The following is a 26,677-nucleotide window of genomic DNA, read 5'->3' as shown; positions in this document are numbered from 1 at the left end:
GGTATAGGCTCTTTTTCGATGGAATCTTAAAGAATTTCGCCTCTGAATTTTCCTTTTTCATTTATTGAACTTAAAAACATATTGGTTTTTCCAGAAAACATTATATTCTCAAATTTAAAATTTCCTGTGGCAGCATCAGGTTTCACACTAAAAAAGTTTCTTCGTTTTTTATTCAATAAAGACAATGAAACAAAACTGTTCTCAAGAGGTTTGTCGGCAAAAACTTGTTTGACTCTCCCTGAAATTGTAATTCCCTTATCAACTTTAAAACTGTTTGATTCTTTAATTTGAGGAACTGTTTTCCAAAGAAAATCTCGCCAGCCTTGTGTTAAAAGTAAATTATCTAAATGGTCTAAACGTTTTGGGTTATTTGAATCAAAATAATAAGCGGGATGATACTCTTTCCCTCTAATATCAGATTCCATCAAAAAATAAGAACAAATATTCGATTCAAACTCGTTATCTTCCATTCCATTCAAATCGGTAACACTCATGCAATAACTAGCCGATTTTACTTGACCTTCTTTAGATTTTGAACCAACAGTAATAGTCGCTTTTTCACTTGGTTGATAACTCGCTTTATCTGTAGCTAGTTGCACCACTAAATCTTTATCTTTTTCAAAAAACACTAATCGCTCACTATGCGGTTTATGATTAGCATCTATTAATGTGATTTGGCTTATCCCTTCCGGCATCTTGTCTTTACCTAATTCAAAAGATAAAGTTGTTGATGTAAGTGTTTGCGTAGTTTCTAAATATGGAATTCCTTTTGCTTTACAAACCACTGTTAATTGCGCATTAGGATTTTGAATTAAGGTGGCATCATTAGTATTAATCGTAACGATATTTCTTCCTTTAAAAAGTCTATACCCTAGGATATACCCTGTTTTAATAGTTTGAGGCAAATTTTGTTTCAATTCAGCACCAGTTGCTGTTTTAATCTTAGCATAATAACTTTTTCCTTCAGTAAGTAATATTTGAAATTTTCCCATCCCATCATATGAACTCTGAAATGCTGTAATCAATTCGTTATCGGAATCATAAATTTCTCCTGAAATGTCTATTGGTACTCCACTACCATCAACTGCTTTAAATCCCACAATACTAGCTACATTTTCAAGAAGGGAACCTCCTCGGGGAAAAAATCTACAATACCACCCAATTGCTTGGTACTCTTTGGAACATTTACGATACTTTTTGACTCAACAGTAAAACTCTGTGTTTTCTTTACTTTAGAATTAAGTTCAAAAGCATCTATGATTTCAATATTTTTTTTGAAAACAAAGTCTTCTCCAAAATTTCGATCCCAATTGGTATAAGCGCGTATCTGATAAACCCCTGGTTTTACCCCTAGCGAATCGGCTAATTTAAAATCGCCATAACCCAAACCCATTTCGATATTCGTTTTATTTCGCGCTATTATTTTAGAATCAGATGAAACTAACTCTACATACAAAAGATTACTGTTATCATACAATATATTTTTAATAGCCCGAACCTCATAAGCTTTGTACCAAAGGTCTTCGCCAATAAAATATCGGGTTCTATCGGTATGTAGATATATTTTTTCGATTTCTGGGTTTGTTTTTTGTTCCTGAGCTTGTAAAAAACCTAATGAAATTAAAAAGAAGAAACAAACTAAACCACAATTTAAACTACCCAATAACGCTTTAACCATGTGAAAAAAAATTATATTAAATGATAAGACCTCAATTTATATTTATTACAAACTAGCTTACAAACAAATGTACACTTGGTAATAAATAGATAAGTTAAAGTTTACTAAAATAAACACTTCAAACCAATTAACTAACCTGTACTGTCCTGTATTAAAAAAACAAAAAAACTCTTCTGTAGTAACCACAGAAGAGTTTATCTATTTATCTTATAATGAATTATTTAAAACAAAACGAAGTCAGTAATTGAGTTATACATTTAAACCAACTCCCTAAAAAACTGCTTTAAAACAACATCGTTTTCAGCTGTTGGAGTAAAAATTTCTAGTATTGCTGGCTGAGTATTCAGTGAATATAATTGGTTCAAACTATTAACTAAACTTTCTTTTTCAGAAGCAGTTATATAAACTAAACCATACATTTTAGCCAAATGTTCTGCTGTTAATTGATGCGATGTCTCAAAATAAGTATTAAAAACAGCATTTTCTTGATGTCCTGGTAAAATTCTAAAAATACCTCCTCCACCATTATTTACAAGAATAATTTTGAAATTTTTGGGTATATAAGCATTCCATAGCGCATTGCTGTCATACAGAAAACTCACATCACCAGTAACAAAAACAACTGGTTTATTTGAAGCTACGGCTGCTCCAATAGCAGTCGAAGTACTTCCGTCAATTCCACTAGTTCCTCGGTTACAAAAAACCTCAATTGAAGGATCTATTTTCATTAATTGGGCATATCGAATAGCAGAACTATTACTGATTTGCAATTGGCTGTTTTGAGGCAAAGACTTTATTATGCTATCAAAAACTAAAAAATCAGAATACGAAACTTTTGACAAAAAGACTTCTTGTTTTTCTTCTCGAAGCGCCTTTATCTTTTCCATTTTAGCAAAATACTCGCTTTTAACAGCAGTTGTTAAAGGCAAAAATGTTTCGAAAAAAGTACCCGGATTTACTTCAAAATGTTTCGTCAAAACCCCAAAAGTATCATAAGCACGCAAAGAATCAATATGCCAATGCTGTTTGGGTTTGTATTTTCTTAAAAAGGCTTTGATGCGTTTAGACACAATCATTCCGCCAAAAGTGACTAAAATATCCGGACAAAAGTCTTCAAAATCAGCATCTGTAAAAGGCGTTATTATCGTATCGATATTGGCAACGAAATTTGGATGATGCAAATTAGAAGTTGTTTCGGTCATGACCACAACTGATTCATCGTTAGCCAAAGCTTCAATGGTTGCATTTGAAATCAAACCAGGATCATTGGTTCCTACTAACACTAATTTCTTAGCCGATTGATTCCAGCTTGCAGCAAATTCAGTTAAATCCTCTAATTGATTAACGGAATTTAAACTGGCAAAATGATTCACCATTACATCTACCGAAAGTTCCGTTGTCGTTTCATATAAAGGTTCTTCAAAAGGCGCATTAATATGTACTGGACCTTTTTTATAAAAAGCAGCATCTATTGCTTCATTGATTTTAAAATCATTTTCTTTGGATGCTTCCTCTGATAAATTGGCATTGTACAAAGAGTGGTTTGCAAAAACATTTTCTTGGCGAATGGTCTGACCGTCGCCAATATCAATCTTACTTTGTGGCCTATCGGCCGAAATTACAATCAAAGGAATCTGACTATAAAAAGCCTCTGCAATAGCGGGATAGTAATTGAGTAATGCCGAACCCGAAGTACAAACTAGAGCTACCGGACGTTTGATTTGTTGTGCAATACCTAAGGCAAAAAAAGCAGCACAGCGTTCATCGGCAATGCTATAACATTTAAAATCAGGATTATTTGCAAAACCTATGGTTAGTGGTGCATTTCTGGAACCTGGAGAAATGACAATTTGCTGTATTCCTTTGGCCAAACAAATCTCAAGGATACTTTGCGCTAAAGGTATTTTGGGGTAAATCATTCTTTGTTTTTCAATAAGAAACAAAGATACAAAGATGGATTGCTATTTTATAAATTTTAGAACTGATTTTTAAATGATCATATCTCAAAAAAAAAGCGATTTCTAATTTATCATTAAAAATCGCTTTTTCCATTTTGTCTATTATTTATTCTTTTATCCAATTCACAATTTCGGGTGCATCCGGTTTTGTTTTAGAATAATACACTTCTACCAAATGTCCTTTTTTGTCAATCAAATATTTTTGAAAATTCCATTTTACTTCTGAATCCTTCAGTCCGTTTTTTGCTTTTTGTGTTAAAAACTGATAAATCGGGCTTATGTCATCACCTTTAACCGAAATTTTTTCCATCATCGGGAAAGTAACTCCATAATTTAATTTACAAAATGATTCAATTTCTTCATTAGTTCCTGGTTCTTGACCATTAAAATTATTGGCTGGGAAACCTATAACTGTAAATCCTTTGGCTTTATATTCCTTATAAATTTTTTCTAATTGCTCATATTGTGGTGTATAACCACATTTGGAAGCGGTATTCACAATTAGTACTTTTTTACCTTTTAGAGTAGAAAAATCAAAAGTTTCCCCATCTAATGTTTTAACCTTAAACTGATAAATACTTTGCGTATCTACCTTTTTTGATTTTTTATTTTGTGCTTGAACGAATCCACTAAAAAGAAACATAGCGCTGAAAGCCAACATTATTATTTTTTTCATAAAAATATATTTTTGATAAAAGTAAGTAATTTGCATTCATTTTTCCTTTTGAAAAAGAGATAAAAAGTATTAAACTGTTGTTAAATATTCTATATTAGATTAATAACAAGAATTTTTAAACCCGATTTTAAGAAAAGTTTTAAGATATCAAATAAGTTTCCCTAAGTTTGTAATGCAAAATATAAAAACGATGAGTCAAGACGAATTATTAGCTTTAATTTACAGAAAGGACGAAAAAGCATTCACACATCTTTATGATATGTATGCCAAAAGTTTATTTGCGGTTATAAGTAACTTAATCAAAAACACAGAAGAAGCGGAGGACGTACTCCAAGAGGTTTTTGTTAAAATCTGGAAAAACTTAGATACTTATAACGAAAATAAAGGACGTTTTTACACTTGGATTCTAAATATCGCACGAAATACTTCGATTGATAGATTACGTTCTAAAAACTTTAACAACAGTCAAAAAAACCTTTCTTCAGATAATTTCGTAAATCTATTTGAAGACAATAACAAATTGACCAATAAAGTAGACGGAATAGGACTGCAGGATTTCATCAAACGATTAAAACCTAAATGTATCCAAATAATAGACTTATTGTTTTTTAAAGGTTATACCCAACAGGAAGCTGCTGATGAACTTGAAATTCCATTAGGAACGGTAAAAACACACAACAGAAACTGTATTAATGATTTAAGAAACTATTTGAAAGTATAGTACGATGGAAACGAAAGAATATATAGAATCAGGTATATTAGAACTTTATGTTTTTGGTTCATTATCAGAAACCGAAAGTGAAGAGGTTGCTGAAATGGCTAAAAAATATCCTGAAATTAATGCCGAAATTATAGCTATCGAAAAATCAATGTTGGCCTTATCGTCTAGCTTTGCTCCTTTTCAATCGGTTAAAAATTATGCCGCTATAAAAGAAAAACTAAACTTGAGCACCCCTGAAGTTATCAACATGAGTCCAAAAAGAAATTGGGCTCAATACGTCGGTTGGGCAGCCGCTATTATACTCTTGGCAGGAATTGGTTTTCAATACAATCAATTAGAACTTACTAATAATCAAATAGTAACTACCAACTTAGAAAAAGTAAAAATCGAAAAAGAACGTAACGAATTAGCGACTAAAAAAGCCGCTATCGAAACTCATTTGGCTGTTATCAAAGACGACAAAAACACCGTAATCACACTTGGAGGACAAACGGTTTCCCCAGAATCTTCTGCAAAAGTATATTGGAACAAAGATACGCAAACGGTTTATGTAGATGCTTCTGGATTACCAGAACCTCCAAAAGGAATGGTTTACCAAGTTTGGGCTTTAAAATTAAATCCTCTTACACCTACCAGTATTGGTTTATTGGATAAATTTAAAGACAATAACGAGCGCTTTTTTGCCGTTAATAATATTGCCGAAGCTGAAGCTTTCGGTATTACATTGGAACCTGCTGGAGGAAGTTTAACTCCTACATTAGAACAATTATACACTTTAGGTAAAGTATAAAATAGACATTTATACCATTAACAAGTCAAGTTGATTAAGCAATTAATAATCTTAGAATTTAGTTCAAAACGTAAAAAGACTTTCTAGCGAAAGTCTTTTTACGTTTTGTATAGTTCTGGTTTCCATTGATTATATTTGCACAATTATTTTTTTATGAGCTATACCCTTCTTTCCTCTCCTCTTCAAGGATTTACTGATTTTCGCTTTAGAAATGCGCAAAACAAATATTTTGGCGGTATTGATACTTTTTATTCTCCTTACATTCGCTTAAACGGAAAACTGGTTGTAAAATCTTCCTACCAACGTGACTTACTTCCTGAGAACAATCAGGATTTAGAAGTTATTCCTCAAATCATTAGTAATGATGCGGATGAATTTTTATTTGTTTCGAAATATGTTCAGGAATTAGGATATAAAGAATTGAATTGGAATTTAGGTTGTCCGTATCCAATGGTAACCAAATCTGGCATGGGATCCGGATTGATTTGCCAAACACAAAAAATTGATCATATTCTGGAAAGAGTTCATGCCGAATCGGATATTATTGTTTCGATGAAAATGCGTTTGGGTTATGAAACTCCCGAAGAAATTCTGAATGTTTTACCTCTTTTAGAAAAATACCCGATTAAGAATGTGGCAATTCATGCCCGCATTGGGAAACAATTGTACAATGGTGGAGTGAATTTAGACGGTTTCCAACAATGTGTAGACAACACCAAACTAAAATTGTATTATAACGGTGATATTACTTCGGTGGCTCAATTTCAAAAAATGCAGGAACGCTTTCCTACCATCGACCATTGGATGATAGGTCGCGGATTAATTGCTGATCCTTTTTTACCTTCGATGATCAAAAGCAACAGCAGCGAATATCCATCAAACAAAATGGAATTGTTCAGCGATTTTCACGATACTTTATACGCCGGTTATAGTGAATCCTTATCGGGAGCAACACACATTTTATTGAAAATGCATCACCTCTGGGAATACTTTTCAGTGATCTTTTCCAATCCCCACAAAATCCATAAAAAAATTAAAAAAGCAAAAAGCATCCGTAATTATGAGCAGGCAGTGAGAGAGATTATAAAGGAGGGGTAAACATAAAACTAGTTAACTATTCGTAAAAAAAGGATAAATGAACTTTCTTATGTTTAGTTCATTTATCCTTTTCTATTTTATTCTATTTTAATTATTGACAAATGGTTTGAATAACAATACTCTGTTGATCACCATAACCATTACCCCCAAAAAAAATGGATTCAGTTAATGGATTAGTACAAATGGATTGTATAACAAAATTATCTATAGTTCCTGACCCTTTTCCACCATAAAAAATGGATTCAACAACAGGTGTACTACAAACAGATTGTACTAGAACATTATCTTGAGCGCCATATCCTTGACCTCCATAAAATATGGACTCAACAATAGCAGGGGAACATACCGTTTGAGACAAAATATTATCTTGAGAGCCATATCCTTGACCTCCATAAAATATAGATTCAACAAGTAAAGGCGTACAATTATTTTGAATTATTTCTTTTTGATCTGAACCAATTCCTTTCCCACCAGAATACATAGTAGGAATAATTTTTGATCCAGCAGATATTACCCCTCTCATGCTTGGCAAACCAATTTGCGCTTGAAGGTAATTACAACTAAAATAAAATAAAGTCAGTAAGATTATTTTTTTCATGCCTTATTAGTATTAAATAATTTAATAAGATCTCACTCCACGTCCTCCTTGAAAAAAACCATAACTATCAAAATTCACCCAATTTCGAGGCGATACACCCATCCATTCTCCTTGCCAGTTTGCTCCTCCTCCCTTTACAATAATTCTATTAGGAATCCATTCTGCCATATCTGTTGAACCATTATTCATTGACTCTCCACTTTCATACAAATTACCATCTCCATTGGCAGTAGTAAAATTTGAATAATCAACACCCCATCCACCTATACAAGATTCCCATACTCCACCAGTCATGTCTAACACGCCATAATAAGTAGCTCCAGCGTGCAATCTATCAGAACTTGCTGTAGCAAACATACCTGTTCTATAAAAAGTATCATACCCACTATTCGTTGGTCCTAAACCATTTTTTCTATTTTGTTCTGTCGATTTTCCTCTATCTACCACATCAAATTCCCTGAATAAATCGGTCGAACCCCAAGCATATTCATTAGCTGTAGGAGTAACAGGTCCTCTACACACTTTTTCATATTCAAATTCAGTCATAGGACGTATGGCAGCCCAATCTAAAAATGCAAAGAAGTTTTTCATATTCAATGCCACTGGCAAACCTAAACCATCTTCATCTTCGTTATATACACCATCGTTATCAAAGTCATTAGCATATACCGCAGGAGACATTTGTGTTAATGATTGTGCCGGTGTTGCTATCACAATATTCGCAGATCGATTAGAACAAGGCCAACAATGAAATTGGGTACCAGCCGGAGATGTAGGTGGTGTTGTATTCGAATTATAATCACGTTGCATTCTCAATTGTTGTTTGTAAGAAAGTGTGTTTAAAAAAGCAACGTATTGTGCAGCAGTAATTTCATATTTCATGCAATAAAAACGATTATACCCTAGTGGAAATGTTGAAGGTAAATTACCTGCAGAACCTAATGATTGTTTTTGATAATTTGAAGCAGCCCCTAGACCGTTAGTTTGAACAGTAGCATCGATTAATTTTGGAGCATCAGTACCACCTTCTGAAAAACTACGCATATCTACCCTACCATCACCAATATAAAATTGTCCTTGAGGTATGTTGACCATTTCTATTCCATAAACACCTATATTATCTGCTCCAACAGCTGTTGCCAAAGTTAATGTAACTGTTGCCTCGTTTATAATTCCAATTCCTGGAGCATTTCTTCTTATGAAAACCCCTTTGTTATCAGTAACTAAATCAACCTGAAGTTGAGCCCCTGAAACAGATTGACCAGAAGTTGCTAAATCGGCGTGAATCCAAGGACTTGTGGCACCATTAACACATGATTGCCTTTTAACAAATACCCATACAGCATCCCAATTAGAGGGTCCTGTAGTAACATTCCAGCTATTATCCCATTTAATCGTGAAAGTAACAGAATTTCCGCTTACACTTGGCGTTCCCATTATCAAATTATTTGCAACAGTTCTAGTGTAACTTGCAAAAAGCACAATTAGTATTATCAGTATATTTTTTTTCATAACTATTCTTTTATTAACTTAAAATTTTATCTATTTAACTCAAATTATTGCATATCTCCTGCAGTAACAATAATATCCCCACCTATACTCACAACTGTTGCAATTGCATAATTACCAGCCGTTGCAGTATAATTATTTCTGTTTTTCATCGTTACTCCTAGCCCTCCTGAAATATTAATTTTATTTGCATCATCACTTTTTTGCAAAATCATACAATTAAACCCTCTTGGTAATCCATTAGCAAATGTGATCGTGATAGGACTACTAGGATTACATATTAGTATTTTACTTTTATATTGCTCGACATTATTACTATCAATAGTTAAATCGGAAGTTATCTCATCTGTAATTGCTGCATTAGCCGTTACAGAACCATAAGTATTTACATTACTAATATCTGAATTCCCCAATTGAATAGTATTATTATTTGCTACCGTTGCACCATAACCTATAGCAGTAGCATTCGTTAAAGCTCCATTTGAAACATTTGCGTTACTTCCTATAATTGTATTTTTTGAACCAGTGGTTAAATTTACTCCAGCTCGATAACCTAAAGATGCATTGTCAGTTCCCATCCCCATTTCCATAGTACTTGTACCTACAGCAGTGTTTCTTGATCCTTCTTGAGCATTAGACAAAGCTCTAAATCCTAAAGCTGTATTATCATCTCCTCCACTTCCATTCCCTTGTCTCATCGCATCTTTTCCAATAACAGTGTTATTACTTCCTCCAGAAGATGTAAAAGCAAAAGTTCCCATAACTGTATTATTTCTTCCTACCGATGGGGCATATACAAAATTAGCCTGACCAAAATACAAGTTATCTACATTTCCTATAGTACCAATTTTGGCTAATTGTCCATCTCCAGATTTTACATTTAAAGGTTCATTAAAAGTTTTATTTCCTCCAATAGTTTGATGACTAGATAAATCAACAAACTTTGATGAAGATGCTGCTGAAGTAACAAAAGCAGTAGTTGCTATCTGTGTTGTGTTTGTCCCTTCATCCGCTGTTGGTGCAGTAGGAATACCCGACAAATCAATAGAAGTTGTCAATTTGGAAGAAGTTACACTAGCATCTTTGATTTTGTTAGTTTCAACTGCATCATCTGCAATCATAGAAGTGATCACTTTATTAGCCCCTATAGCAGTAACTCCCAAATTATCTATTGTTACATCACCTGAAATAGCTACCTCAGTTGCCTGATTACTATCATTACCAATGTACATTTTTCCATTTTCTAAAGTGTTTATAGAACTAGTAGCATTATCAACATAATCTTTAACCGATTTCACACTTGGGTATTTCGTATCCGAAGTTCCGTCAGTAGTTACATCAGTACTTTTGTTGGCTAGATCTTCTTTTAATAAATCGGCAGCGGTTCTGTTGCTTACTTCGGTAGCTAAATTGGTTGTCAAAGTGGCATCAGCTGCTGTTCTAGCTGTGGTTTCTGCTGTTAAATTGGTTGCAATTATAGTTTCTGCAGCGGTTGCTCTTGTTACTTCATTGGCTAAAGCTGTAGAAGCAGTTGTAGCACTTGCATCAACATAGGTCTTAACCGATTTTACAGTTGGGTATTTTACATCCGAATTTCCGTCGGTGGTTACATCTGTACTTTTGTTAGCAATATCTTCTTTCAGTAAGTCGGCAGCGGTTCTGTTGGTTACTTCAGTAGCTAAATTAGTTGTTAATGTAGCATCTGCTGCTGTTCTGGCTGTTGTTTCAGCAGTTAAATTGGTTGCAATTGTAGTTTCTGCAGTGGTTGCTCTTGTTACTTCATTGGCTAAAGCTGTAGAAGAGGTTGTAGCATTGGCATCAACATACGTCTTAACCGATTTTACACTTGGGTATTTTACATCCGAATTTCCATCGGTGGTAACATTCGTACTTTTGTTAGCAACATCTTCTTTCAGTAAGTCGGCAGCTGTTCTATTGTTTACTTCAGTAGCTAAATTAGTTGTAAAAGTTGCATCAGCTGCTGTTCTTGCTGTAGTTTCTGCTGTTAAATTGGTTGCAATTGTAGTCTCTGCAGCAGTTGCTCTTGTGATTTCATTAGCCAATGCAGTAGAAGCAGTTGCAGCACTTGCATCAACATAGGTCTTAACCGATTTTACACTTGGGTATTTTGTATCAGAAGCTCCATCAGTTGTAACATTTGTACTTTTATTTGCTACATTTTCTTTCAGATTTAAAGCCACTTGTGTTGCAAGACTAATTGGTTTATTTGCATCACTTGTGTTATCAACATTATTGATTCCTAAATTAGTTCTAGCGCCTAGTACTGTTGTAGCATTAGTTCCTCCATTTTCAATCCCCACAACTCCGGTAACATTCTCTGCATTTACAGCAGTAAAAGCCAATGGAACATAGGTAAATACTTGATTGCTTATTTCAACAAAATTAGAACAAGTCCCTTGAGCATTAATTCCAACTATTAAGCTCTTCTTGGTATTATTCCAAACTATACCATTAAAAGAGGGTGCGTAACCTGCTGTTTGAGTTCCTGAACCTATTACTAGATTAACCATACCAAAAGAATCGGTTTGGGTTTGAATAGTTTCTTGGTATTCAACATTAGAAAATTCATCTACAAACTTAAACTGTAAACAGATATTTTTATTTACTAACGGACTATTTGAATTATTTACCCCCGGAAGTTGCTCTCCTTTAGGATTAAAAATTACTGCTTGATAGGTAATTCCTTTATTTTGTGCAAAAACTTGTGTTGCTACAAAAAATATAAATAATAGTACTATTTTTTTCATATCCTTGATTAATTAATATTGAAATGGATCCCTAATTCGAGTTGATTTGTATTGTAAGACAAGTGCTCTTTGGATGAGCTTCCTACATTTACTGTTTGAGCAAAATCATAGCCTAAACTCAATCCTCCAATAGCAGGAATTCGGTACTTAAACTGTAAGCCTAATGATGATTCTAAAAGGATTCCTGAAAATTCTTCTTGTTTCTTCAAATCATAATAAACACCATTGATTTCTTGTTTCCCATAAATCATAGAAGATATATTCAAATCAGTTTTAACCACTACATCAATAGCATTTTTTTTATTCGTTTTGAATGAAAATAATTGGTATTGCAAACCAGATTGTAAACCCAAATATTGGGTATCCCAACGATAGGAATTCGCCATGTTTCCTCCAATAGCATTATAATCATTCAAGGAAAGTCCTAATGAATAATAGATTTTTTTATTGGTTAAAGGTTTTATAAATCCAATTTCATAAAAACTCCCCGTTCCACTTTGAAGATTAGGATTGCTCTGAAGATTCGAGTCTTTATACTTATACTTGGTGTAATTTTTTCCTGTTTTCAAATAAATTTCCTGGGAAAATAATGTAGCCGTTGTTAAAAAAAACAGACCTAAAAAGTAGTTTTTTATCATAGTTTTACAAGTTTAGTATAGTAAGTTAGCGTGTTATTTTGAAGTTTAACTAAGTATTCCGATTGAGGTAAATTAGATAGATTTATAGATAAAAGCTGATTTGTTACCTGCTTTTTTTGTTGGTAAACCAAACGACCCGCGATATCAAAAACATAAATGGACATCTCCTCTTTTATAGCTTGCGAGAATTGAAAATTTACAACCTCAGCAAAAGGATTAGGAAACGTTAAAGTTGTAATTTGATTAGTTTCATTTGAAGAAATAATAGTACTCCAATTGCTTTGCTGAAAACCTTGAATAGCGACAACGTTCTTATCAGAATTTCCTACAGTGCTTTGTTGCCCTATTGTCTGACTAATAATATAACCGTTAGCTATTTTTTTGGAAGTTCCTTGTGAGGACAACATTTGATGATGCAACACCTGACCATAAAAAGGAAGAGTGATAAAAAACAGTATAAACTTCATAAAATATAATTTTAAAACAAAAATAAAACAAATCTTCATTTTAACGATGTTTTATGCGTTTCGTCGATAAAATTTAAAGCAAATAGTAATGCTTTTTCACTTTTTAGTAAACAAATGTCTATTAAAAACAAAACTATTCCTACTTTAATTTTAAAAAAAAAACAAAAAAACGTGTAGTTAATCGGGTTTTTTAATCTAAATTTGATTTTTTTTAAGAAGATTTAATTCAATATAATTTTTATTAAAGCTATCTAAAAAACAAATGATATTTGATTCCTTATACATCATATCGGGTTTAATTGGCTATATAATTAGTGGAATTCTATTTGCCAATAGAAAATCAAATCCAATAATGAACATTTATATTGTTCTATTAATTTTTGTCATCTCAACACGTTACTTTAGTTATGGAATTCTCAATTTACTATTCAATGTAGAAAGAATACATTATGATAGTTATTCTAACATTTCTTTCGTAGTCATTCCATTATGTTATTTGTATTTTAAGAAGATAACAGCTCTTAAATCATTCGAGAAAAAAGATTTATTACATTTTATCTTCCCAGTTGCATATTTTTTATTAATTTTTGAAATAAACAACTATTTCAAACCATTATTTCTACTTAGATTCGTATTGTATTTAATCTTTGTACTCTTTTTAATAATTTATTTGTACTTAAGTTTCAAAACTTTAAAAAACACTATTTGGAACAAAAAAGGAGAAAATAAATTCACAAAAAAACAATTACGGAAAACCTATCATTGGACAGTCTTTTTATTCATTGCCATGCTGCTCGTTACTTTGCGATTAACCATTTCTTTATTTGTAGAACTTATAAATGGTGAGGCAATAAGAGGAATGTCTTTTCAATGGGTGTCAGCAATCATATTGATGATAATTTTAGTCAAAATAATAGTAACTCCAGAAATTCTTTATGGTTATAAAATTCTAACTGATAAAGTACAGGAAAACAGAAGTTCAAATTTAATTTTTGATGAAATTTGGCAATTGCAACCTATGATTAAAATTAGCAATGTCCAACATCGAGTTTTAAAAGAAAAAATAGATGCTAATCTTCAAAATTACTTCGAAGTCATTGAAAAGACAGCCCTCGAAGATAAAATTTTTAAAGATTCAAAACTCACTCTAACCGATTTAGCGAGTCGAATAAATATTCCTAAAAGTCACTTATCGTATGTTTTTAAATACCACTGTAGCATATCATTTACTGAATTTAAAAATTCAGTACGAATCCATTATGCTATAAAACTTATTAATGAAGGATACCTTAAAAATAATACTTTAGATTCTTTATCAAGAGAAATTGGTTTCACTTCATACAATCCTTTTTTTACAAGTTTTAAAGAAATTATTGGTTTGGCTCCAAATGAATATCTTAATAACATTCAGATTGCTTAAGAAGCAAAAAAAAATCAAAACAATAAAGAGATATAATAACAAAGCTCGTTTGATATAAACGAGCTTTATTGTTTGATATATATTCTGATATTAAACCTTCATCAACCTAATATCCACCTCCCTCTCAATATAATTCCATTCCTCCGTTTGTCGAAGTTTATACAGTAATTCTTCAAAAGCTTTTTCATCAGAAGGTGCGTATTCAAACCAGGTTAAAAAATCAAAAGACTCCCCTATATCCCTGCTATGGAATAATTTTCGAGCAATAGCTGGTAAATATTGTAAACCTGTTTGAGTATGTTTAGAACTTTCTTCCATGATTTTTTCTCCTTTCATCCTGGGCCAAATTCCACCAATCAACGGATTTTTTTAAAGGTATAAAAGCGGCATAAGTTGCAGAAGGTCTTCCTAAATCTTCCTGAATAGCAAGCAGTTGCTCTTTTTCTGCTTTTTCTGTATATCTAAGATTACTAATAATTCCTTTCAAAGACCAAATTCCATGTTTGGATTTTTCTAATGAACCAGGTACTTTGTTTAAATATTCTACCATTTTCAGTGGCTCTCCTTTCAAAAGCTGCATATCCCTTAGCTTCCACTCTCCTGAATCTCCTCCAATAAATTCAAATATTGTATTACTCATTTGATATCGATTTTAAATTATAAAAAAGAAAATTTTCAACGACACTAAAAAATCCCTATCGTACAACTACGATAGGGATTTAAACAAACAAAACAAATTAAACTAATTTTTGTATTTCATTCCCATGTCTTCAATTGAGAAGTGATCAGTTAGCAAGTGTAACAATTTATCTCTCAAATCAATATATTCAGGCATTTTTACAATTTCAATTTTGTTTCTTGGTCTTGGCAAATGAACTTCAACAATTTCCTTTATAGTTGAAGATGGACCATTATTTAAAACAATAATTCTATCAGACAAGAATAACGCTTCTTCAATATCATGAGTAATCATCACAATCGTTTTTTCACGATTATCAAGATTCCATAATTTCAATACCTCTAATTGCATAAATCCTTTAGTCAAGGCATCTAAAGCCCCAAAAGGTTCATCCATTAATAAGACACCTGGATTGATTGCAAAGGCACGAGCAATGGCTACTCTTTGTTTCATTCCTCCCGAAAGTTGTCCTGGTAATTTGTCTTTGTGTTCAAACAAATTTACCATCTTAAGATTTTTTTCCACAATTTCCTGTTTTTCTGCAACAGTCCCTTTTACAACCGAATCGACAACTTGAAACAAGTTTTGATACACCGTTAACCAAGGTAAAAGTGAGTAATTTTGAAAAACAATTCCTCTATCAGGACCAGGTCCTTTAATACTTTCATTATTTAACACAACTGAACCAGCTGTAGGAGTTAACATTCCTGCAATTGCATTCAAGATAGTTGATTTACCACAACCTGAGTGTCCAATAATTGATATGATTTCGCCTTTATTAATGGATAAATTAATATCTCTAACGGCTGTATATTTCCCTTTTGGTGTTGGAAATGAAATTTCCAAATCTTTGATTTCTAAATAACTCATGATCTTCAATTTTAGATTTTTGACTGATGATTTTAGATTTCAGAACTTTAAGCCTTAGCTAAGCTGAACCTCAATCTCTTTATTACGCTTTGTATGCTACTTTACTTTCGATATAGGTGAATAATTTATCAAATAATAATCCAACGACTCCAATGATAATAATTGCTGATATTACTTTTTCAAGACTTAATGCATTCCAGCTATCCCAAACAAAGAATCCAATTCCTGCACCTCCTGACAACATTTCACCTGCCACGATTACCAACCAGGCAACACTGATACTCAAACGTAAACCTGTAATGATATGAGGTAAACTAAAAGGAATTAAAATTTTAGTCAGGTATCTCATTTTAGAAAATCCAAATGCTTTGGCTACATTTTTATGATCTTGTGGTAAAGATGCTATACCAAAAGAAGTATTAATTAATGTTGACCATAATGAGGTAATAAAGACAATAAAAATTGTTGCTAATCCTGTGTCTTTAAATACAACTAACCCAATAGGAAACCATGCTAATGGTGAAACTGGTTTTAAAAGTTGTACAATAGGATAAAATATTTGTTTGCAAATTGTACTTGCTCCCATCAAAATTCCCATAGGAATAGCTACTAAAGAACCTAAAAAAAACCCAATAATACGGTTTTAATAGAGTTTATTAATTGTAATCCTATCCCTTTGTCGTTAGGTCCATAATCATAAAATGGATCACTAAGCATTTCATACAAAACTGTCAATGTTGCTATAGGAGTTGGCAAAGCACCTTCGGTAAGACTACTTACTAATTCCCATACTCCTCCAAAAATAACCAATCCTAAGATTGCTAAAAAAACTGATTTTGATTTAGTTACTACTTTTTCAATGAATAAACTTAATTTTTCATTTTTGATTTCTACACTCTGAGATGTTGATTCTACAGCAATATTTGCCTCCTCTAGAGCATCAATTGTTAATGTTTCTCTTTCTGCCATGATTCCTTCTTTTTTAGTTTAACTTAATTGTATTGTTTGTTTCAATTGTTTAGTTATGCTTGATAATTTGTTTTAAAACCCCTCTCAAAAGAGAGGGATTATTTGATGTTTTGCTTTGTTATTTTCTTACTACTTTTAGGTAAGCCGCTGGATTTGCAGGATTAAAAACCGTTTTGTCAATTGTCAATGAAAATGGCTTCATATCATCCGCAGGTACTTTTACTTTCATACTTGCAGCCACTTCTTTGTATAAATCCTGTAGAATTAATTTATCAGCAATTGCTTTATAATTTGGCGCTTCTTTCAAATATCCAAATCTTACATACTGCGCCATAGCCCAAATTGCATACGATTTACGAGGGAAATTCACCAATCCTCCTTTGTGGAAAACCATTTGGTCACCTTTATAAATCTTTTGTCCTAACTTACAACCCAGATTGTATTCACCATTCAAACGATCCTGAATAACATCGTTATTAGCATTTACATAAGGTGCTCTTCCTATGATATCGGCTGTTTTTTTACGATTAGCAGGAACATCTAACCATATACACGCTTCTAAAATTGCTTTCATTACTTTTTTAAGATCTTCTCTCCTTTTGGCAGCAAAATCTTTGTTTACGACCAATGCTTTTTCTGGGTGATCTTTCCAAATATCTTGTGTGGCAATTTGAGTAAACCCTACTCCTTGCATAGCAGCAACACCACCCCAAGGCTCTCCTACACAGAATCCATCCATGTTACCCACTTTCATATTTGCAACCATCTGTGGAGGTGGAATAGTGATAATTTTTGATGTTTTTTGATTCACCCCTGCAATAGCTAACCAGTTACGTAACCACAAATCGTGTGTTCCTCCTGGGAAAGTCATTGCAAACGTTACTTCTTTTTCGGCTTTTAATTTAGCGGCAACTACTGGAGCTACTTTTGCCATATCTTTAAAACCAACTTTTCCACAAAAATCATTTGACAATGTAATTGCTTGACCATTTGAATTAAGCATCATCGCTATTTTCATTTCCGATCCTGCTTTTCCCCCCACTCCTGTGTATACTGAGAAAGGCATCGAATACAAGCAGTGTGCTCCATCTAATTCTCCTGTTAAGATTTTATCCCTAACATTTGCCCAAGAAGATTCTTTGGTTACAATTACTTCTACACCATATTTTTTAAACAAACCCAACTCTTTGGCCATTACAATAGGTGAACAATCCGTAAGAGGAATAAAACCTAATTTGATAGGATCACCTTGTGCGCTTGTTGTAATTGATGTTAATGAAACCAAGGTTACCAATCCTGCTAGCATCAATCTTGAAAAAAGTTTTGCTATTTTTTGTGTTGTTTTTTTCATATCGATTTTTTTAATGATTAAAACTTACTTATTGAGATTCTTATTTTGTATGAAGCAAATTTACGTAAGTATATTTACTTAAAAATCACCTAAAAACCAATCAAAAACAGTTTTTTATCACAGTTTAATCTAGTACCTAAACATTAAAAAAAACTGCCAAAACACAACATTTATAGCTAACTCCTTATTCAACATGGATTTTTGACTTCATAATATACGTAGTTATTACAACGTATTGTTACTAAAAGAAATTAATGGATTAAAAATTCTTCTTCTAAAATAGATTTCATGTTTGTTTAAACTGAAAACTACATCATCTACAGTAGATTTCACTAGTAGACGGTTTTTAATATCATTACTATATAATATGTAATAAAGTAGCCTTTTCAGTTAGTTAAATTTTGTTTAAAAAAAGTTGATTTTTATTTAAAACTGTACGTTTACCAGATAATATATCTTGATTACAAAAGGGATGTTTTTGAATAATCATCGTTTTTCAAAGCAAAAAAAACATTAAAAACAATATTTTGAGTTTCTTTTACTTTTTTGTCAAACTCAAAAAAAAAAATCCAAAAAAATAAGTACTTATACGTAATTAATACGTACTTTTACATTTTAAATACAAGTATCAAGTTTGAATAAGGAGTTCGCTATAAAAAAACAGAAATGCTAATGCAAAATTCAGAAATCAAAACTACATGTTCCTATTGTGGAGTAGGATGTGGAATAATTGTAAGCAAGGATTCTAGCAATGGAGTTACAGTAAAAGGAGATGTCGATCATCCAGTTAATCGCGGGATGTTGTGTTCTAAAGGAATGAACCTACATTATGTAGCCAACGACACTTCTGATAGAATTCTTTATCCTGAAATGCGTTGGAGCAAATCACACCCTTTGGAGCGTGTCACTTGGGATGAAGGCTTAGATCGTGCCGCAGCCGTATTCTCTTCTATTATAAAAAAGCACGGACCTGATAGTGTAGGCTTTTATATCTCAGGACAATGCTTAACCGAAGAATATTATCTCGTTAATAAATTGGTCAAAGGTTTTCTAAAAACCAATAATATTGATACTAATTCTCGTTTGTGTATGAGTTCGGCCGTAGCAGGCTATAAAAAAACATTTGGAGAAGATTCGGTACCTATCTCCTATGAAGATATTGAATTAGCAGATACCTTCTTGATAACGGGTGCTAATCCTGCTTGGTGCCACCCTATTTTGTTTAGACGTTTAGAACAGCATAAGGAGAAAAACCCTAATGTAAAAGTAATTGTAATCGACCCAAGAAAAACAGATACTGCTTTATCTGCCGATTTACATTTGCAAATTTTACCAGGGAGCGATATTATCTTATACCATGCATTGGCAAAAAGAATTATCGAAAAAGGCTATGCTGATATTGATTTCATCAAAAAACACACTGAAAATTTTGAAGCATATAAGGATTTAGTACTCTCTACTTCATTAGAAAAAGCAACTCAATTGTGTGGTATTTCAATAAAAGAAATTGATCTAGCCGTAGATTTAATAGGTAAAGCCCAAGGATTCCTTACCTTATGGGCAATGGGATTGAACCAAAGTGCCGTAGGTGTTGATAAGAATACTGCTTTGCTTAACATTTCTTTACTAACAGGACATGTGGGGAAACCGGGTTCAGGACCATTTTCATTAACTGGACAACCCAACGCAATGGGTGGCCGTGAAGTGGGTGGAATGGCAAATTTACTTGCCGTTCATAAAGAATTAGCCAACCCTGAACACCGCCAAGAAGTTGCTGATTTTTGGGGAGTAGATTCCATTTCCGAAAAACCAGGACTAACAGCAACCGAAATGTTTGCCGCTTTAGAATCAGGGAAAATGAAAGCCGTATGGATTATTTGTACCAATCCAATGGTAAGCTTACCTAATTCCAGACAAGCCGAAAGAGCATTGAAAAATGCTAAATTTGTTGTGGTTCAAGAGATATCACACAATGCCGATACAGCTAAATTTGCCGACTTACTGCTTCCTGCTGCGGGATGGTTAGAAAAAGAAGGAACTATGACCAATTCGGAAAGAAGAATTTCTTATCTCCCAAAAGGAATAAACCCTCCTGGTGAAGCGCTTCCTGACTTTGAAATCCTTATCCGATTTGCCAAAAAAATGGGATTTACAGGTTTTAATTTCAATACTACCGAAGATGTCTATAAGGAATATTCACAAATGACAAAAAATACGCATATTGATGTTTCTTACCTTAACTATAACCGATTAAAACAAGAAGGAACTTTTCAATGGCCTGTCCCAGATTATGGACATCCTGGTACTCCTCGCCTTTTTACCGATAAAAAATTCTATACACCTTCTCAAAAAGCCATTTTCAATTTACCTACAACAATTGAAAACACCTCTGTAGAACCTGATGACAACTTCCCTCTTATTCTTACTACTGGTCGAATCAGAGACCAATGGCACACCATGACTAAGACTGGGAAAGTTTCTCGTTTACTATCTCATATTCCTAGTCCTTACCTCGAAATCAATCCAATAGATGCCTTCAAAACAGGTATTGAAAATGGGGATGTTGCAGTGGTTAATAGCCGAAATGGAGAAGTAAGAGTTAAGGTTAAAGTAACAGATACCATTAAAGAAGGAGTCGTATTTTTACCTATGCATTGGGGCAAACAATTAGAAAACGATCTAAATAGAACTAACAATCTAACAAATACTCTTGTTGATCCTGTTTCTAAAGAACCTGATTTTAAGTATACCGCAGTAGCTGTAAAAAAATACGAAAAAACATTTCAAAAAATAGCTATCGTAGGGGCTGGAGCAGCTTCTTTCCGATTCATTCAAAACTACAGAGAATTAAACACAACCGATGAGATTATTGTTTTCTCTAACGAGGCCAATCCTTTTTACAACCGTGTACTGTTACCTGAATATGTAACCAATGAATTATCTTGGGAAAATTTATTAAAAATTAGAACGGATGATGGCTTAAGTAAACTAAATATAAAATTAAAAGCTGCTGTGAGTATTGATAATGTAGATACTATCAACAAAACAATCACAGACAGTCAAGGCGAAACCCATACTTTTGACCGTTTAATTCTGGCAACAGGTAGTCGTCCGTTTATTCCAGAAAATGCACAATTACATTTACCTGGTCGTTTTACTATGCGTAGAAAAGACGATGCCGATAAATTGAAAAACTATTTGGATCAAACCAATTTAGCCCCAGAAGACCAACATGTAGTAATTGTAGGTGGTGGTTTATTAGGTTTAGAATTAGCCGCAGCTCTAAAACATAAAAAAGTAAAAATAACCATTATTCAAAGAGCTTCCCGATTGATGGAACGTCAATTGGATCAAATCTCTTGTAAATTATTAGCTGAAGAAGTACAACTTCGAGATATCCAAATTTATTTTGATAATGAAGTAAGTACTGTTTTTGAGTCCGATTTTCCAAACGAGTTAGAAATAGCACTTAAAAGTGGTAGAATCCTAACCGCTAATGCCATTGTATATGCCATTGGAACAATTCCTAATATTGAAATTGCTAAAGAAGCTGGTATTGTTTGTGGCCGTGGTGTAAAAGTAAATCAATACCTTCAATCTTCTAATCCAGATGTTTTTGCTATTGGAGAAATTGCGGAGTTTGAAGGCAAATTATTTGGAATTACCTCTGCTGCCGAAGAACAAGCCGATATATTAGCGAATTATTTTGCTGGAGATATTAGTAGTTTTTACAAAGGATCTGTTTTAATGAATATTCTTAAATTAGAGGATATTAATCTTTGTAGCATTGGCGATATTAATATCCCTGAAAATGACGACAGCTACGAAGAAATTGTTTTCGCTGATTTGAAAAAACGATATTATAAAAAATGTATCGTTAAAGACGATTTATTAGTAGGGGCTATTTTAATGGGTGACAAAAGTGAATTTGCCGAATTCAAAACCATGATTGAAAGCAAAATTGAACTGTCTGAGAAAAGAAACCAACTGCTAAGAGGAAGTAACGCTAGTGCAAAACCAGTAATAGGTAAACTTGTTTGTTCTTGCAGCCAGGTTGGTGTAGGAAACATTGAAGTAGCAATCAAAACTGGAACAACCAACTTCACCGAATTATGTAAATCTACAGGTGCAGGTCTTGGATGTGGTAGCTGTAAAACTGAAGTAAAAGAGATTTTAGCAAAGTGTAAATGAGTTGAAAAGTACTTAGTACTTAGTCCCTAGCGTTTCATACTACTAAGGACTTAGGACTAAAAACTAAGGACTAAAAAATAAAAAACATGGAATTAACACGATTAATAATAAAAGGGGGCGTTATTTCGCCAGGTGAGCTAAAAAACATTGTAAACTTATGTCTGGAACAAGGTTTGAAAAACATTTCTTTTGGCTCTAGGCAAGACATTATTTTTCCTAATGGTTTTAAGTATATAGAATCAGAAAATAATGCCAAGCTACACATTGTTTATCCTAATGAACAAAGTGGAAATAACATTGTATCATCTTATGTATCAACAGATATTTTTAGAAATACCCCTTGGCTTACAGGTAACAAGTTCCTGTATGTATTAGAACAATTTAAAGAACAACCTGTTTTAAAAGTAAATATTACCGACCCTAAACAACAATTAGTACCCTTGTTTACTGGACATATTAATTTTATTGCTTCTGAGCACGAAGATTATTGGTATTTATATATTCGACTACCTAATTGGCAACGTATGGAAGTATATCCAGTACTAATTTACAGCTGGGATATTGCTAAAATATATTACGAAATAGAACGTTTGGTTAGTGAAGAATCCATGGGAATCGAAATGATATTCAACTTAGTGAGTGAGAATATTGATTCTAATAACCGTACGATTGACAAGCCATTAACAATTCCTTTTTATCCGTTCCCTTATTATGAAGGAATGAACCGTTTGGGTATAGACCAATACTGGCTAGGTTTATATTGGAGAAACAACCTGTATGATTTAGCATTTCTAAATGAAATGTGCGACTTATGTTTTGATTGCAAAATTGGAAAAATATGTATCACACCATGGAAATCCTTCATCGTAAAAGGGATTCCAAAAGACCGAAAATTAGATTGGGAAAAATTCCTTGGCAAAAACGGAATTAATGTACGTCATTCGCTTTTAGAATTAAACTGGCATTTACCTGTAGCTACTGATTGGTCCTTAAATCTAAAAACTTTCTTAGTTAGGACCTTAGACCAATTTGATATTAGTACTTATGGACTTACCTTTGGTATTTCTGATTACAATCGTGATGGGCATTATTTTACTTCAATAGTAATTGAGAAAAATAAGTTACCCAAAGATTTAGAAACAATAAAAATACGAGACACCTATAATGTCTTGTATGCCAAACATTTTGACCCAAATACTCGTGAATACATTGTTCACACTCAAGATATTGACAAGTTAGAATTACCAAGTATTTTAATCGAATTAAGTAAAAAATACTTTAATGAACTGGGTAATATCACTTCTGTAGAAAATAACACAGCTACTGCTGCAACAAAAAAAGAAAAACAAGAGCATGATATTTACCAATGTTCAGAATGTCTCACTATTTACAATCCAGAATTTGGTGATATCGAACAAGGAATTGACAAAGGAATTCTTTTTAAAGAGCTACCTGCTGACTATTGTTGCTCTTTATGTGAAGCACCAAAATCAGATTTCGTACTTTTGGCTACAGAAAAACAAGATATCTAAACTAAAATTATCCTAAAAATACCTTTTATGAGTATCGAATATAAAACTGTTGATTCTTCAAAAATTACGATTTCAGAATTAATGCTGCCATCGCACACTAATTTCAGTGGAAAAATTCACGGTGGTTATATTTTATCCTTGATGGACCAGATTGCCTTTGCTTGTGGTTCTAAATTTTCAGGAAACTACTGTGTAACGGCTTCGGTTGATACCGTAAACTTTCTAAAACCTGTTGAAGTAGGCGAATTACTAACTATGAAAGCTAGTGTAAATTATGTAGGGAATAGCTCTATGATAATTGGTATACGCGTTGAATCTGAAAACATTCAAACAGGTGTTGTCAAACATTGTAATTCTTCATATTTTACTATGGTGGCCAAAGACAAAGAAGGAAATAACACTCCTGTCCCTGGATTAATTTTAACTACCTTAAAAGAAGTGAGTCGCTTTCAAAATGCATTGAGACAAATCGCTTTGAAAAAAGAAAAAGAATACCAAAAAACGGTAGCCACATTTGGTTCTATTGAGACAATATTAAAATCAAATGAATACAAAGTAAGAGTAGATTTTGAAAATTAAGAGTTGCCATAAATACGACCGTTTTTTAAAACGGCCGAATCTATAAACAACTTCTAAAAACGCGAAAAGCACAGTGTAACGCTGTGCTTTTTGTATTTATGAATTTTCAATTCTACAAACATAGGATGACAAACTGAACGCTGAAAATCTTTCGAGTGGTTACCCCCCAATCGCAATCATAGAACGATTATCCTGATTTAAAACCGGATTATCAACATCTTCAAGAGTTGTCATTCCTGCCCTAACTTTTTTCTTGCTTTTAATGGCATTGCTAATCACGGTTTCAATTGGAGCACCGTTGCGATACGGAGTCAAAATATCGGTTTCAATATTGGAAAACAGGCAATTTTTGATTTTCCCATTTGCCGTAAGCCGAATTCTATTGCAACCATCACAAAACGGATTGGTAATTGAACTTATGATTCCAAAACTTCCTAAAAAGTTATTTATCTTAAATTCTCTGGCGGTAAAATGTTGCTCATCTTCTAATTTCTCCAAATTTTCTTCAGAAAAATGAGTGTTAATTTGGTCCAGAATTTGCTTTTGTGATATCATCTTACTCCTGTCCCATTCATTTCCTGCAAAAGGCATGAATTCAATAAAACGAATGGAAATCGGCAAAGACTCGGTTAGGTTAATAAAGTCAACGATTTCATTATCATTGAATCCTTTAATCAACACCACATTTACTTTTACCTTAAAATCATTATTTAAAAGCAAATGTAAATTGTCTATTACTTTTTCAAACTGATTGCGAAGTGTAATCGTATTGAATTTGGTTGCTACCAAAGTATCCAAACTCAAATTGATGTTTTTGACTTTAAATTGCTTTAATACTTCCAGATGTTTGTCAATTAGAATTCCGTTAGTAGTAATCGAAATCTCGGTTTCTAATTGGGATAATTTTTCTATGATTTCAGGAAAATCTTTTCGCAACAGCGGCTCCCCTCCTGTCAATCTAATTTTGTTAACTCCATTATTTACGAATGTCTGGGCGATAGCAAAAACCTCATCGGCGGTCATTAACTCTTTTTTGGGAGTCAATGCAATTCCCTCAGCCGGCATGCAATAAGTACAACGTAAATTACATTTTTCTATTAAAGAAATACGTAAATAATTGTGTTTACGACCAAAATCATCCGTCAATATGGTGTTATTTGGTATCATGATTACTCCCTTTTAGGATGTGAAAAACATGCAAAACATGTGGAAAAACAGCATCCATCGATTCTTTGGCACCATTAACCGAACCTGGCAAAGCCAAAACCAAACTGTCTCCTATAGTTCCCGCCACCGAACGCGAAAGCATCGCATAAGGCATACGATCCTGACCGTAATTGCGGATGGCTTCTTCAATTCCCGGAATCCTGTTTTCTAATAATGGCTCTAATGCTTCCGGCGTAACATCCCTTGGCGAAAGCCCGGTTCCTCCGGTAAAAATCACCAATTGGTTATCTTCAACATACTTTTTAGTTCTGTTCTGGATAAAATCAACTTCATCAGGAATAATTTCGTAATGAGTCGTTTCCACACCGTAAGATTCTAATTTCTCAACGATAACTTTTCCGGAACGGTCTTCCTTATCTCCTGCAAAAATAGAATCGGAACAAACAAAAACAGCCGCTTTTAAAACATTGCGGAATCTGTTTTTATACGAAGACTTTCCTCCTTTTTTCTCCACTAATTTAATAGTCGAAATTTCGATATTCTTATCGATAGGTTTCAACATATCATACATCGTCAACGCCACAATAGACGCGCCGTGCATAGCTTCAACCTCAACTCCTGTTTTATAAACGGTTTTAACCGTAAAAAGAATATCAATCGTTAAATCCTTGATTTCATAAGCCACCGCCGTATATTCAATAGGCAAAGGATGACAATCAGGAATGGATAAATGTGTATTTTTTACTGCAAACAAACCTGCAGTTTTAGCCATTTCAAGCACATTTCCTTTAGGAACTAAATTTTTCTGAATAGCTTCTATGGTTTCTGGCAAACTTACTTTTACAGTTGCCATGGCAGTTGCCGAACGTAACGTACTTATTTTATGGGTAATATCAACCATTTTTTATTTTTTTTCATCACAAACCTGCCACGCCGGCAGGCGGGTTACACTAATTCACACAAATTAAAATTCGTTTAAATTTCACAAATCATTGAATGAGATTGCAATTTGTGTCCT

General features: G+C 33.2%; 24 protein-coding genes. 7 read left to right on the top strand and 17 right to left on the bottom strand.

From position 1 onward, the window contains the following. Positions 1-26 precede the first annotated feature (26 nt). The 4 genes from P5P90_RS01155 to P5P90_RS01140 form a co-directional block, all read right to left on the bottom strand. Entirely contained in the window at positions 27-1,100 is a 1,074-nt protein-coding gene (locus P5P90_RS01155; protein ID WP_278035427.1) for a hypothetical protein, read from the bottom strand. Between the two features lie 8 nt (positions 1,101-1,108). Beyond that, positions 1,109-1,678, bottom strand: coding sequence for a hypothetical protein (locus P5P90_RS01150; protein WP_278035426.1), 570 nt, complete (start codon positions 1,676-1,678; stop codon positions 1,109-1,111). Positions 1,679-1,935: 257 nt separating this feature from the next. After that, positions 1,936-3,597, bottom strand: coding sequence for a 2-succinyl-5-enolpyruvyl-6-hydroxy-3-cyclohexene-1-carboxylic-acid synthase (menD, locus tag P5P90_RS01145; RefSeq protein WP_278035425.1), 1,662 nt, complete (start codon positions 3,595-3,597; stop codon positions 1,936-1,938). 145 nt (positions 3,598-3,742) lie between these two features. Continuing rightward, positions 3,743-4,312, bottom strand: a complete 570-nt coding sequence (locus P5P90_RS01140) for a glutathione peroxidase (RefSeq protein ID WP_278035424.1) — start codon at positions 4,310-4,312, stop codon at positions 3,743-3,745. A gap of 190 nt (positions 4,313-4,502) precedes the next feature. On the opposite strand from P5P90_RS01140, the gene P5P90_RS01135 reads away from it, so the two are divergent. The 3 genes from P5P90_RS01135 to P5P90_RS01125 all read left to right on the top strand — a co-directional run bounded on the left by P5P90_RS01135 (position 4,503) and on the right by P5P90_RS01125 (position 6,921). Continuing rightward, positions 4,503-5,033, top strand: coding sequence for an RNA polymerase sigma factor (locus P5P90_RS01135; RefSeq protein ID WP_278035423.1), 531 nt, complete (start codon positions 4,503-4,505; stop codon positions 5,031-5,033). 4 nt (positions 5,034-5,037) lie between these two features. Next, positions 5,038-5,823: an anti-sigma factor gene (locus tag P5P90_RS01130; RefSeq protein WP_278035422.1), complete on the top strand. Its 786-nt coding sequence runs from the start codon at positions 5,038-5,040 to the stop codon at positions 5,821-5,823. A gap of 153 nt (positions 5,824-5,976) precedes the next feature. After that, positions 5,977-6,921, top strand: a complete 945-nt coding sequence (locus P5P90_RS01125) for a tRNA dihydrouridine synthase (protein WP_278035421.1) — start codon at positions 5,977-5,979, stop codon at positions 6,919-6,921. Between the two features lie 91 nt (positions 6,922-7,012). On the opposite strand, the gene P5P90_RS01120 is transcribed toward P5P90_RS01125, so the two are convergent. Genes P5P90_RS01120 through P5P90_RS01100 form a run of 5 tightly spaced genes read right to left on the bottom strand, consistent with a single transcriptional unit; the run spans position 7,013 to position 12,901 of the window. After that, on the bottom strand, positions 7,013-7,519 hold the full coding sequence (locus tag P5P90_RS01120; protein WP_278035420.1) for a hypothetical protein: 507 nt from the start codon (positions 7,517-7,519) through the stop codon (positions 7,013-7,015). A gap of 21 nt (positions 7,520-7,540) precedes the next feature. Continuing rightward, the gene (locus P5P90_RS01115) at positions 7,541-9,031 is read right to left on the bottom strand and encodes an SUMF1/EgtB/PvdO family nonheme iron enzyme (protein ID WP_278035419.1); all 1,491 of its coding nucleotides are present in this window, start codon (positions 9,029-9,031) and stop codon (positions 7,541-7,543) included. A 44-nt stretch (positions 9,032-9,075) separates the two neighbouring features. Next, complete coding sequence (locus P5P90_RS01110; protein WP_278035418.1) at positions 9,076-11,796, bottom strand: beta strand repeat-containing protein; 2,721 nt, start codon at positions 11,794-11,796, stop codon at positions 9,076-9,078. An 8-nt stretch (positions 11,797-11,804) separates the two neighbouring features. Beyond that, a complete protein-coding gene (locus P5P90_RS01105) occupies positions 11,805-12,434 on the bottom strand; it encodes a hypothetical protein (RefSeq protein WP_278035417.1) in 630 nt (209 codons plus the stop codon). Beyond that, on the bottom strand, positions 12,431-12,901 hold the full coding sequence (locus P5P90_RS01100; protein WP_278035416.1) for a T9SS type A sorting domain-containing protein: 471 nt from the start codon (positions 12,899-12,901) through the stop codon (positions 12,431-12,433). The genes P5P90_RS01105 and P5P90_RS01100 overlap by 4 nt, the downstream gene beginning before the upstream one ends. A gap of 787 nt (positions 12,902-13,688) precedes the next feature. Between P5P90_RS01100 and P5P90_RS01095 the strand changes: the two genes are divergently transcribed. Beyond that, on the top strand, positions 13,689-14,321 hold the full coding sequence (locus P5P90_RS01095) for a helix-turn-helix domain-containing protein (protein WP_278035415.1): 633 nt from the start codon (positions 13,689-13,691) through the stop codon (positions 14,319-14,321). 90 nt (positions 14,322-14,411) lie between these two features. Here P5P90_RS01095 and P5P90_RS01090 read toward each other — a convergent pair whose 3' ends face one another. The 6 genes from P5P90_RS01090 to P5P90_RS01065 form a co-directional block, all read right to left on the bottom strand. After that, the gene (locus P5P90_RS01090) at positions 14,412-14,639 is read right to left on the bottom strand and encodes a hypothetical protein (RefSeq protein ID WP_278035414.1); all 228 of its coding nucleotides are present in this window, start codon (positions 14,637-14,639) and stop codon (positions 14,412-14,414) included. Next, positions 14,623-14,961, bottom strand: a complete 339-nt coding sequence (locus tag P5P90_RS01085; protein WP_278035413.1) for a chlorite dismutase family protein — start codon at positions 14,959-14,961, stop codon at positions 14,623-14,625. Before P5P90_RS01085 ends, P5P90_RS01090 begins: the two co-directional genes overlap by 17 nt. Before the next feature lie 102 nt (positions 14,962-15,063). Then, entirely contained in the window at positions 15,064-15,870 is an 807-nt protein-coding gene (locus tag P5P90_RS01080; protein ID WP_278035412.1) for an ABC transporter ATP-binding protein, read from the bottom strand. An 82-nt stretch (positions 15,871-15,952) separates the two neighbouring features. After that, positions 15,953-16,468 (bottom strand): ABC transporter permease subunit, encoded by a 516-nt coding sequence (locus P5P90_RS01075; protein WP_278035411.1) that lies wholly within the window; start codon positions 16,466-16,468, stop codon positions 15,953-15,955. Positions 16,469-16,488: 20 nt separating this feature from the next. Then, positions 16,489-16,839, bottom strand: a complete 351-nt coding sequence (locus tag P5P90_RS01070; RefSeq protein ID WP_278035410.1) for a hypothetical protein — start codon at positions 16,837-16,839, stop codon at positions 16,489-16,491. A gap of 118 nt (positions 16,840-16,957) precedes the next feature. Next, positions 16,958-18,190: a CmpA/NrtA family ABC transporter substrate-binding protein gene (locus P5P90_RS01065; protein WP_278035409.1), complete on the bottom strand. Its 1,233-nt coding sequence runs from the start codon at positions 18,188-18,190 to the stop codon at positions 16,958-16,960. Between the two features lie 672 nt (positions 18,191-18,862). Here P5P90_RS01065 and P5P90_RS01060 point away from each other — a divergent pair. The 3 genes from P5P90_RS01060 (at position 18,863) to P5P90_RS01050 (ending at position 24,492) form a co-directional block, all read left to right on the top strand. After that, positions 18,863-22,381 (top strand): nitrate reductase, encoded by a 3,519-nt coding sequence (locus P5P90_RS01060; protein WP_278035408.1) that lies wholly within the window; start codon positions 18,863-18,865, stop codon positions 22,379-22,381. An 86-nt stretch (positions 22,382-22,467) separates the two neighbouring features. Beyond that, entirely contained in the window at positions 22,468-23,913 is a 1,446-nt protein-coding gene (locus P5P90_RS01055; protein WP_278035407.1) for a rubredoxin, read from the top strand. A 27-nt stretch (positions 23,914-23,940) separates the two neighbouring features. Beyond that, positions 23,941-24,492: an acyl-CoA thioesterase gene (locus P5P90_RS01050; protein ID WP_278035406.1), complete on the top strand. Its 552-nt coding sequence runs from the start codon at positions 23,941-23,943 to the stop codon at positions 24,490-24,492. 159 nt (positions 24,493-24,651) lie between these two features. Here P5P90_RS01050 and moaA read toward each other — a convergent pair whose 3' ends face one another. Then, on the bottom strand, positions 24,652-25,659 hold the full coding sequence (gene moaA, locus P5P90_RS01045) for a GTP 3',8-cyclase MoaA (protein ID WP_278035405.1): 1,008 nt from the start codon (positions 25,657-25,659) through the stop codon (positions 24,652-24,654). Continuing rightward, positions 25,646-26,560, bottom strand: coding sequence for a bifunctional molybdenum cofactor biosynthesis protein MoaC/MoaB (gene moaCB, locus P5P90_RS01040; protein ID WP_278035404.1), 915 nt, complete (start codon positions 26,558-26,560; stop codon positions 25,646-25,648). Before moaCB ends, moaA begins: the two co-directional genes overlap by 14 nt. Positions 26,561-26,677 lie beyond the last annotated feature (117 nt).

Origin of the sequence: Flavobacterium nitratireducens (assembly GCF_029625335.1) — a bacterium.
GTDB lineage: Bacteria > Bacteroidota > Bacteroidia > Flavobacteriales > Flavobacteriaceae > Flavobacterium > Flavobacterium nitratireducens.
Note: the sequence above shows the minus strand (reverse complement) of the source record. Positions and strands in the feature narration are given on the sequence as shown.

Coding starts and splice junctions, on each gene's coding strand:
- P5P90_RS01095 (WP_278035415.1), top strand. CDS start 13,689: ATGCTGCTCGTTACTTTGCGATTAACCATTTCTTTATTTGTAGAACTT.
- P5P90_RS01070 (WP_278035410.1), bottom strand. CDS start 16,839: ATGGCAGAAAGAGAAACATTAACAATTGATGCTCTAGAGGAGGCAAAT.
- P5P90_RS01075 (WP_278035411.1), bottom strand. CDS start 16,468: ATGGGAATTTTGATGGGAGCAAGTACAATTTGCAAACAAATATTTTAT.
- P5P90_RS01100 (WP_278035416.1), bottom strand. CDS start 12,901: ATGAAGTTTATACTGTTTTTTATCACTCTTCCTTTTTATGGTCAGGTG.
- P5P90_RS01090 (WP_278035414.1), bottom strand. CDS start 14,639: ATGGAAGAAAGTTCTAAACATACTCAAACAGGTTTACAATATTTACCA.
- moaA (WP_278035405.1), bottom strand. CDS start 25,659: ATGATACCAAATAACACCATATTGACGGATGATTTTGGTCGTAAACAC.
- P5P90_RS01055 (WP_278035407.1), top strand. CDS start 22,468: ATGGAATTAACACGATTAATAATAAAAGGGGGCGTTATTTCGCCAGGT.
- P5P90_RS01125 (WP_278035421.1), top strand. CDS start 5,977: ATGAGCTATACCCTTCTTTCCTCTCCTCTTCAAGGATTTACTGATTTT.
- P5P90_RS01130 (WP_278035422.1), top strand. CDS start 5,038: ATGGAAACGAAAGAATATATAGAATCAGGTATATTAGAACTTTATGTT.
- P5P90_RS01080 (WP_278035412.1), bottom strand. CDS start 15,870: ATGAGTTATTTAGAAATCAAAGATTTGGAAATTTCATTTCCAACACCA.
- P5P90_RS01140 (WP_278035424.1), bottom strand. CDS start 4,312: ATGAAAAAAATAATAATGTTGGCTTTCAGCGCTATGTTTCTTTTTAGT.
- P5P90_RS01105 (WP_278035417.1), bottom strand. CDS start 12,434: ATGATAAAAAACTACTTTTTAGGTCTGTTTTTTTTAACAACGGCTACA.
- P5P90_RS01115 (WP_278035419.1), bottom strand. CDS start 9,031: ATGAAAAAAAATATACTGATAATACTAATTGTGCTTTTTGCAAGTTAC.
- menD (WP_278035425.1), bottom strand. CDS start 3,597: ATGATTTACCCCAAAATACCTTTAGCGCAAAGTATCCTTGAGATTTGT.
- P5P90_RS01110 (WP_278035418.1), bottom strand. CDS start 11,796: ATGAAAAAAATAGTACTATTATTTATATTTTTTGTAGCAACACAAGTT.
- P5P90_RS01135 (WP_278035423.1), top strand. CDS start 4,503: ATGAGTCAAGACGAATTATTAGCTTTAATTTACAGAAAGGACGAAAAA.
- P5P90_RS01150 (WP_278035426.1), bottom strand. CDS start 1,678: ATGGTTAAAGCGTTATTGGGTAGTTTAAATTGTGGTTTAGTTTGTTTC.
- P5P90_RS01120 (WP_278035420.1), bottom strand. CDS start 7,519: ATGAAAAAAATAATCTTACTGACTTTATTTTATTTTAGTTGTAATTAC.
- P5P90_RS01085 (WP_278035413.1), bottom strand. CDS start 14,961: ATGAGTAATACAATATTTGAATTTATTGGAGGAGATTCAGGAGAGTGG.
- P5P90_RS01050 (WP_278035406.1), top strand. CDS start 23,941: ATGAGTATCGAATATAAAACTGTTGATTCTTCAAAAATTACGATTTCA.
- moaCB (WP_278035404.1), bottom strand. CDS start 26,560: ATGGTTGATATTACCCATAAAATAAGTACGTTACGTTCGGCAACTGCC.
- P5P90_RS01060 (WP_278035408.1), top strand. CDS start 18,863: ATGCAAAATTCAGAAATCAAAACTACATGTTCCTATTGTGGAGTAGGA.
- P5P90_RS01065 (WP_278035409.1), bottom strand. CDS start 18,190: ATGAAAAAAACAACACAAAAAATAGCAAAACTTTTTTCAAGATTGATG.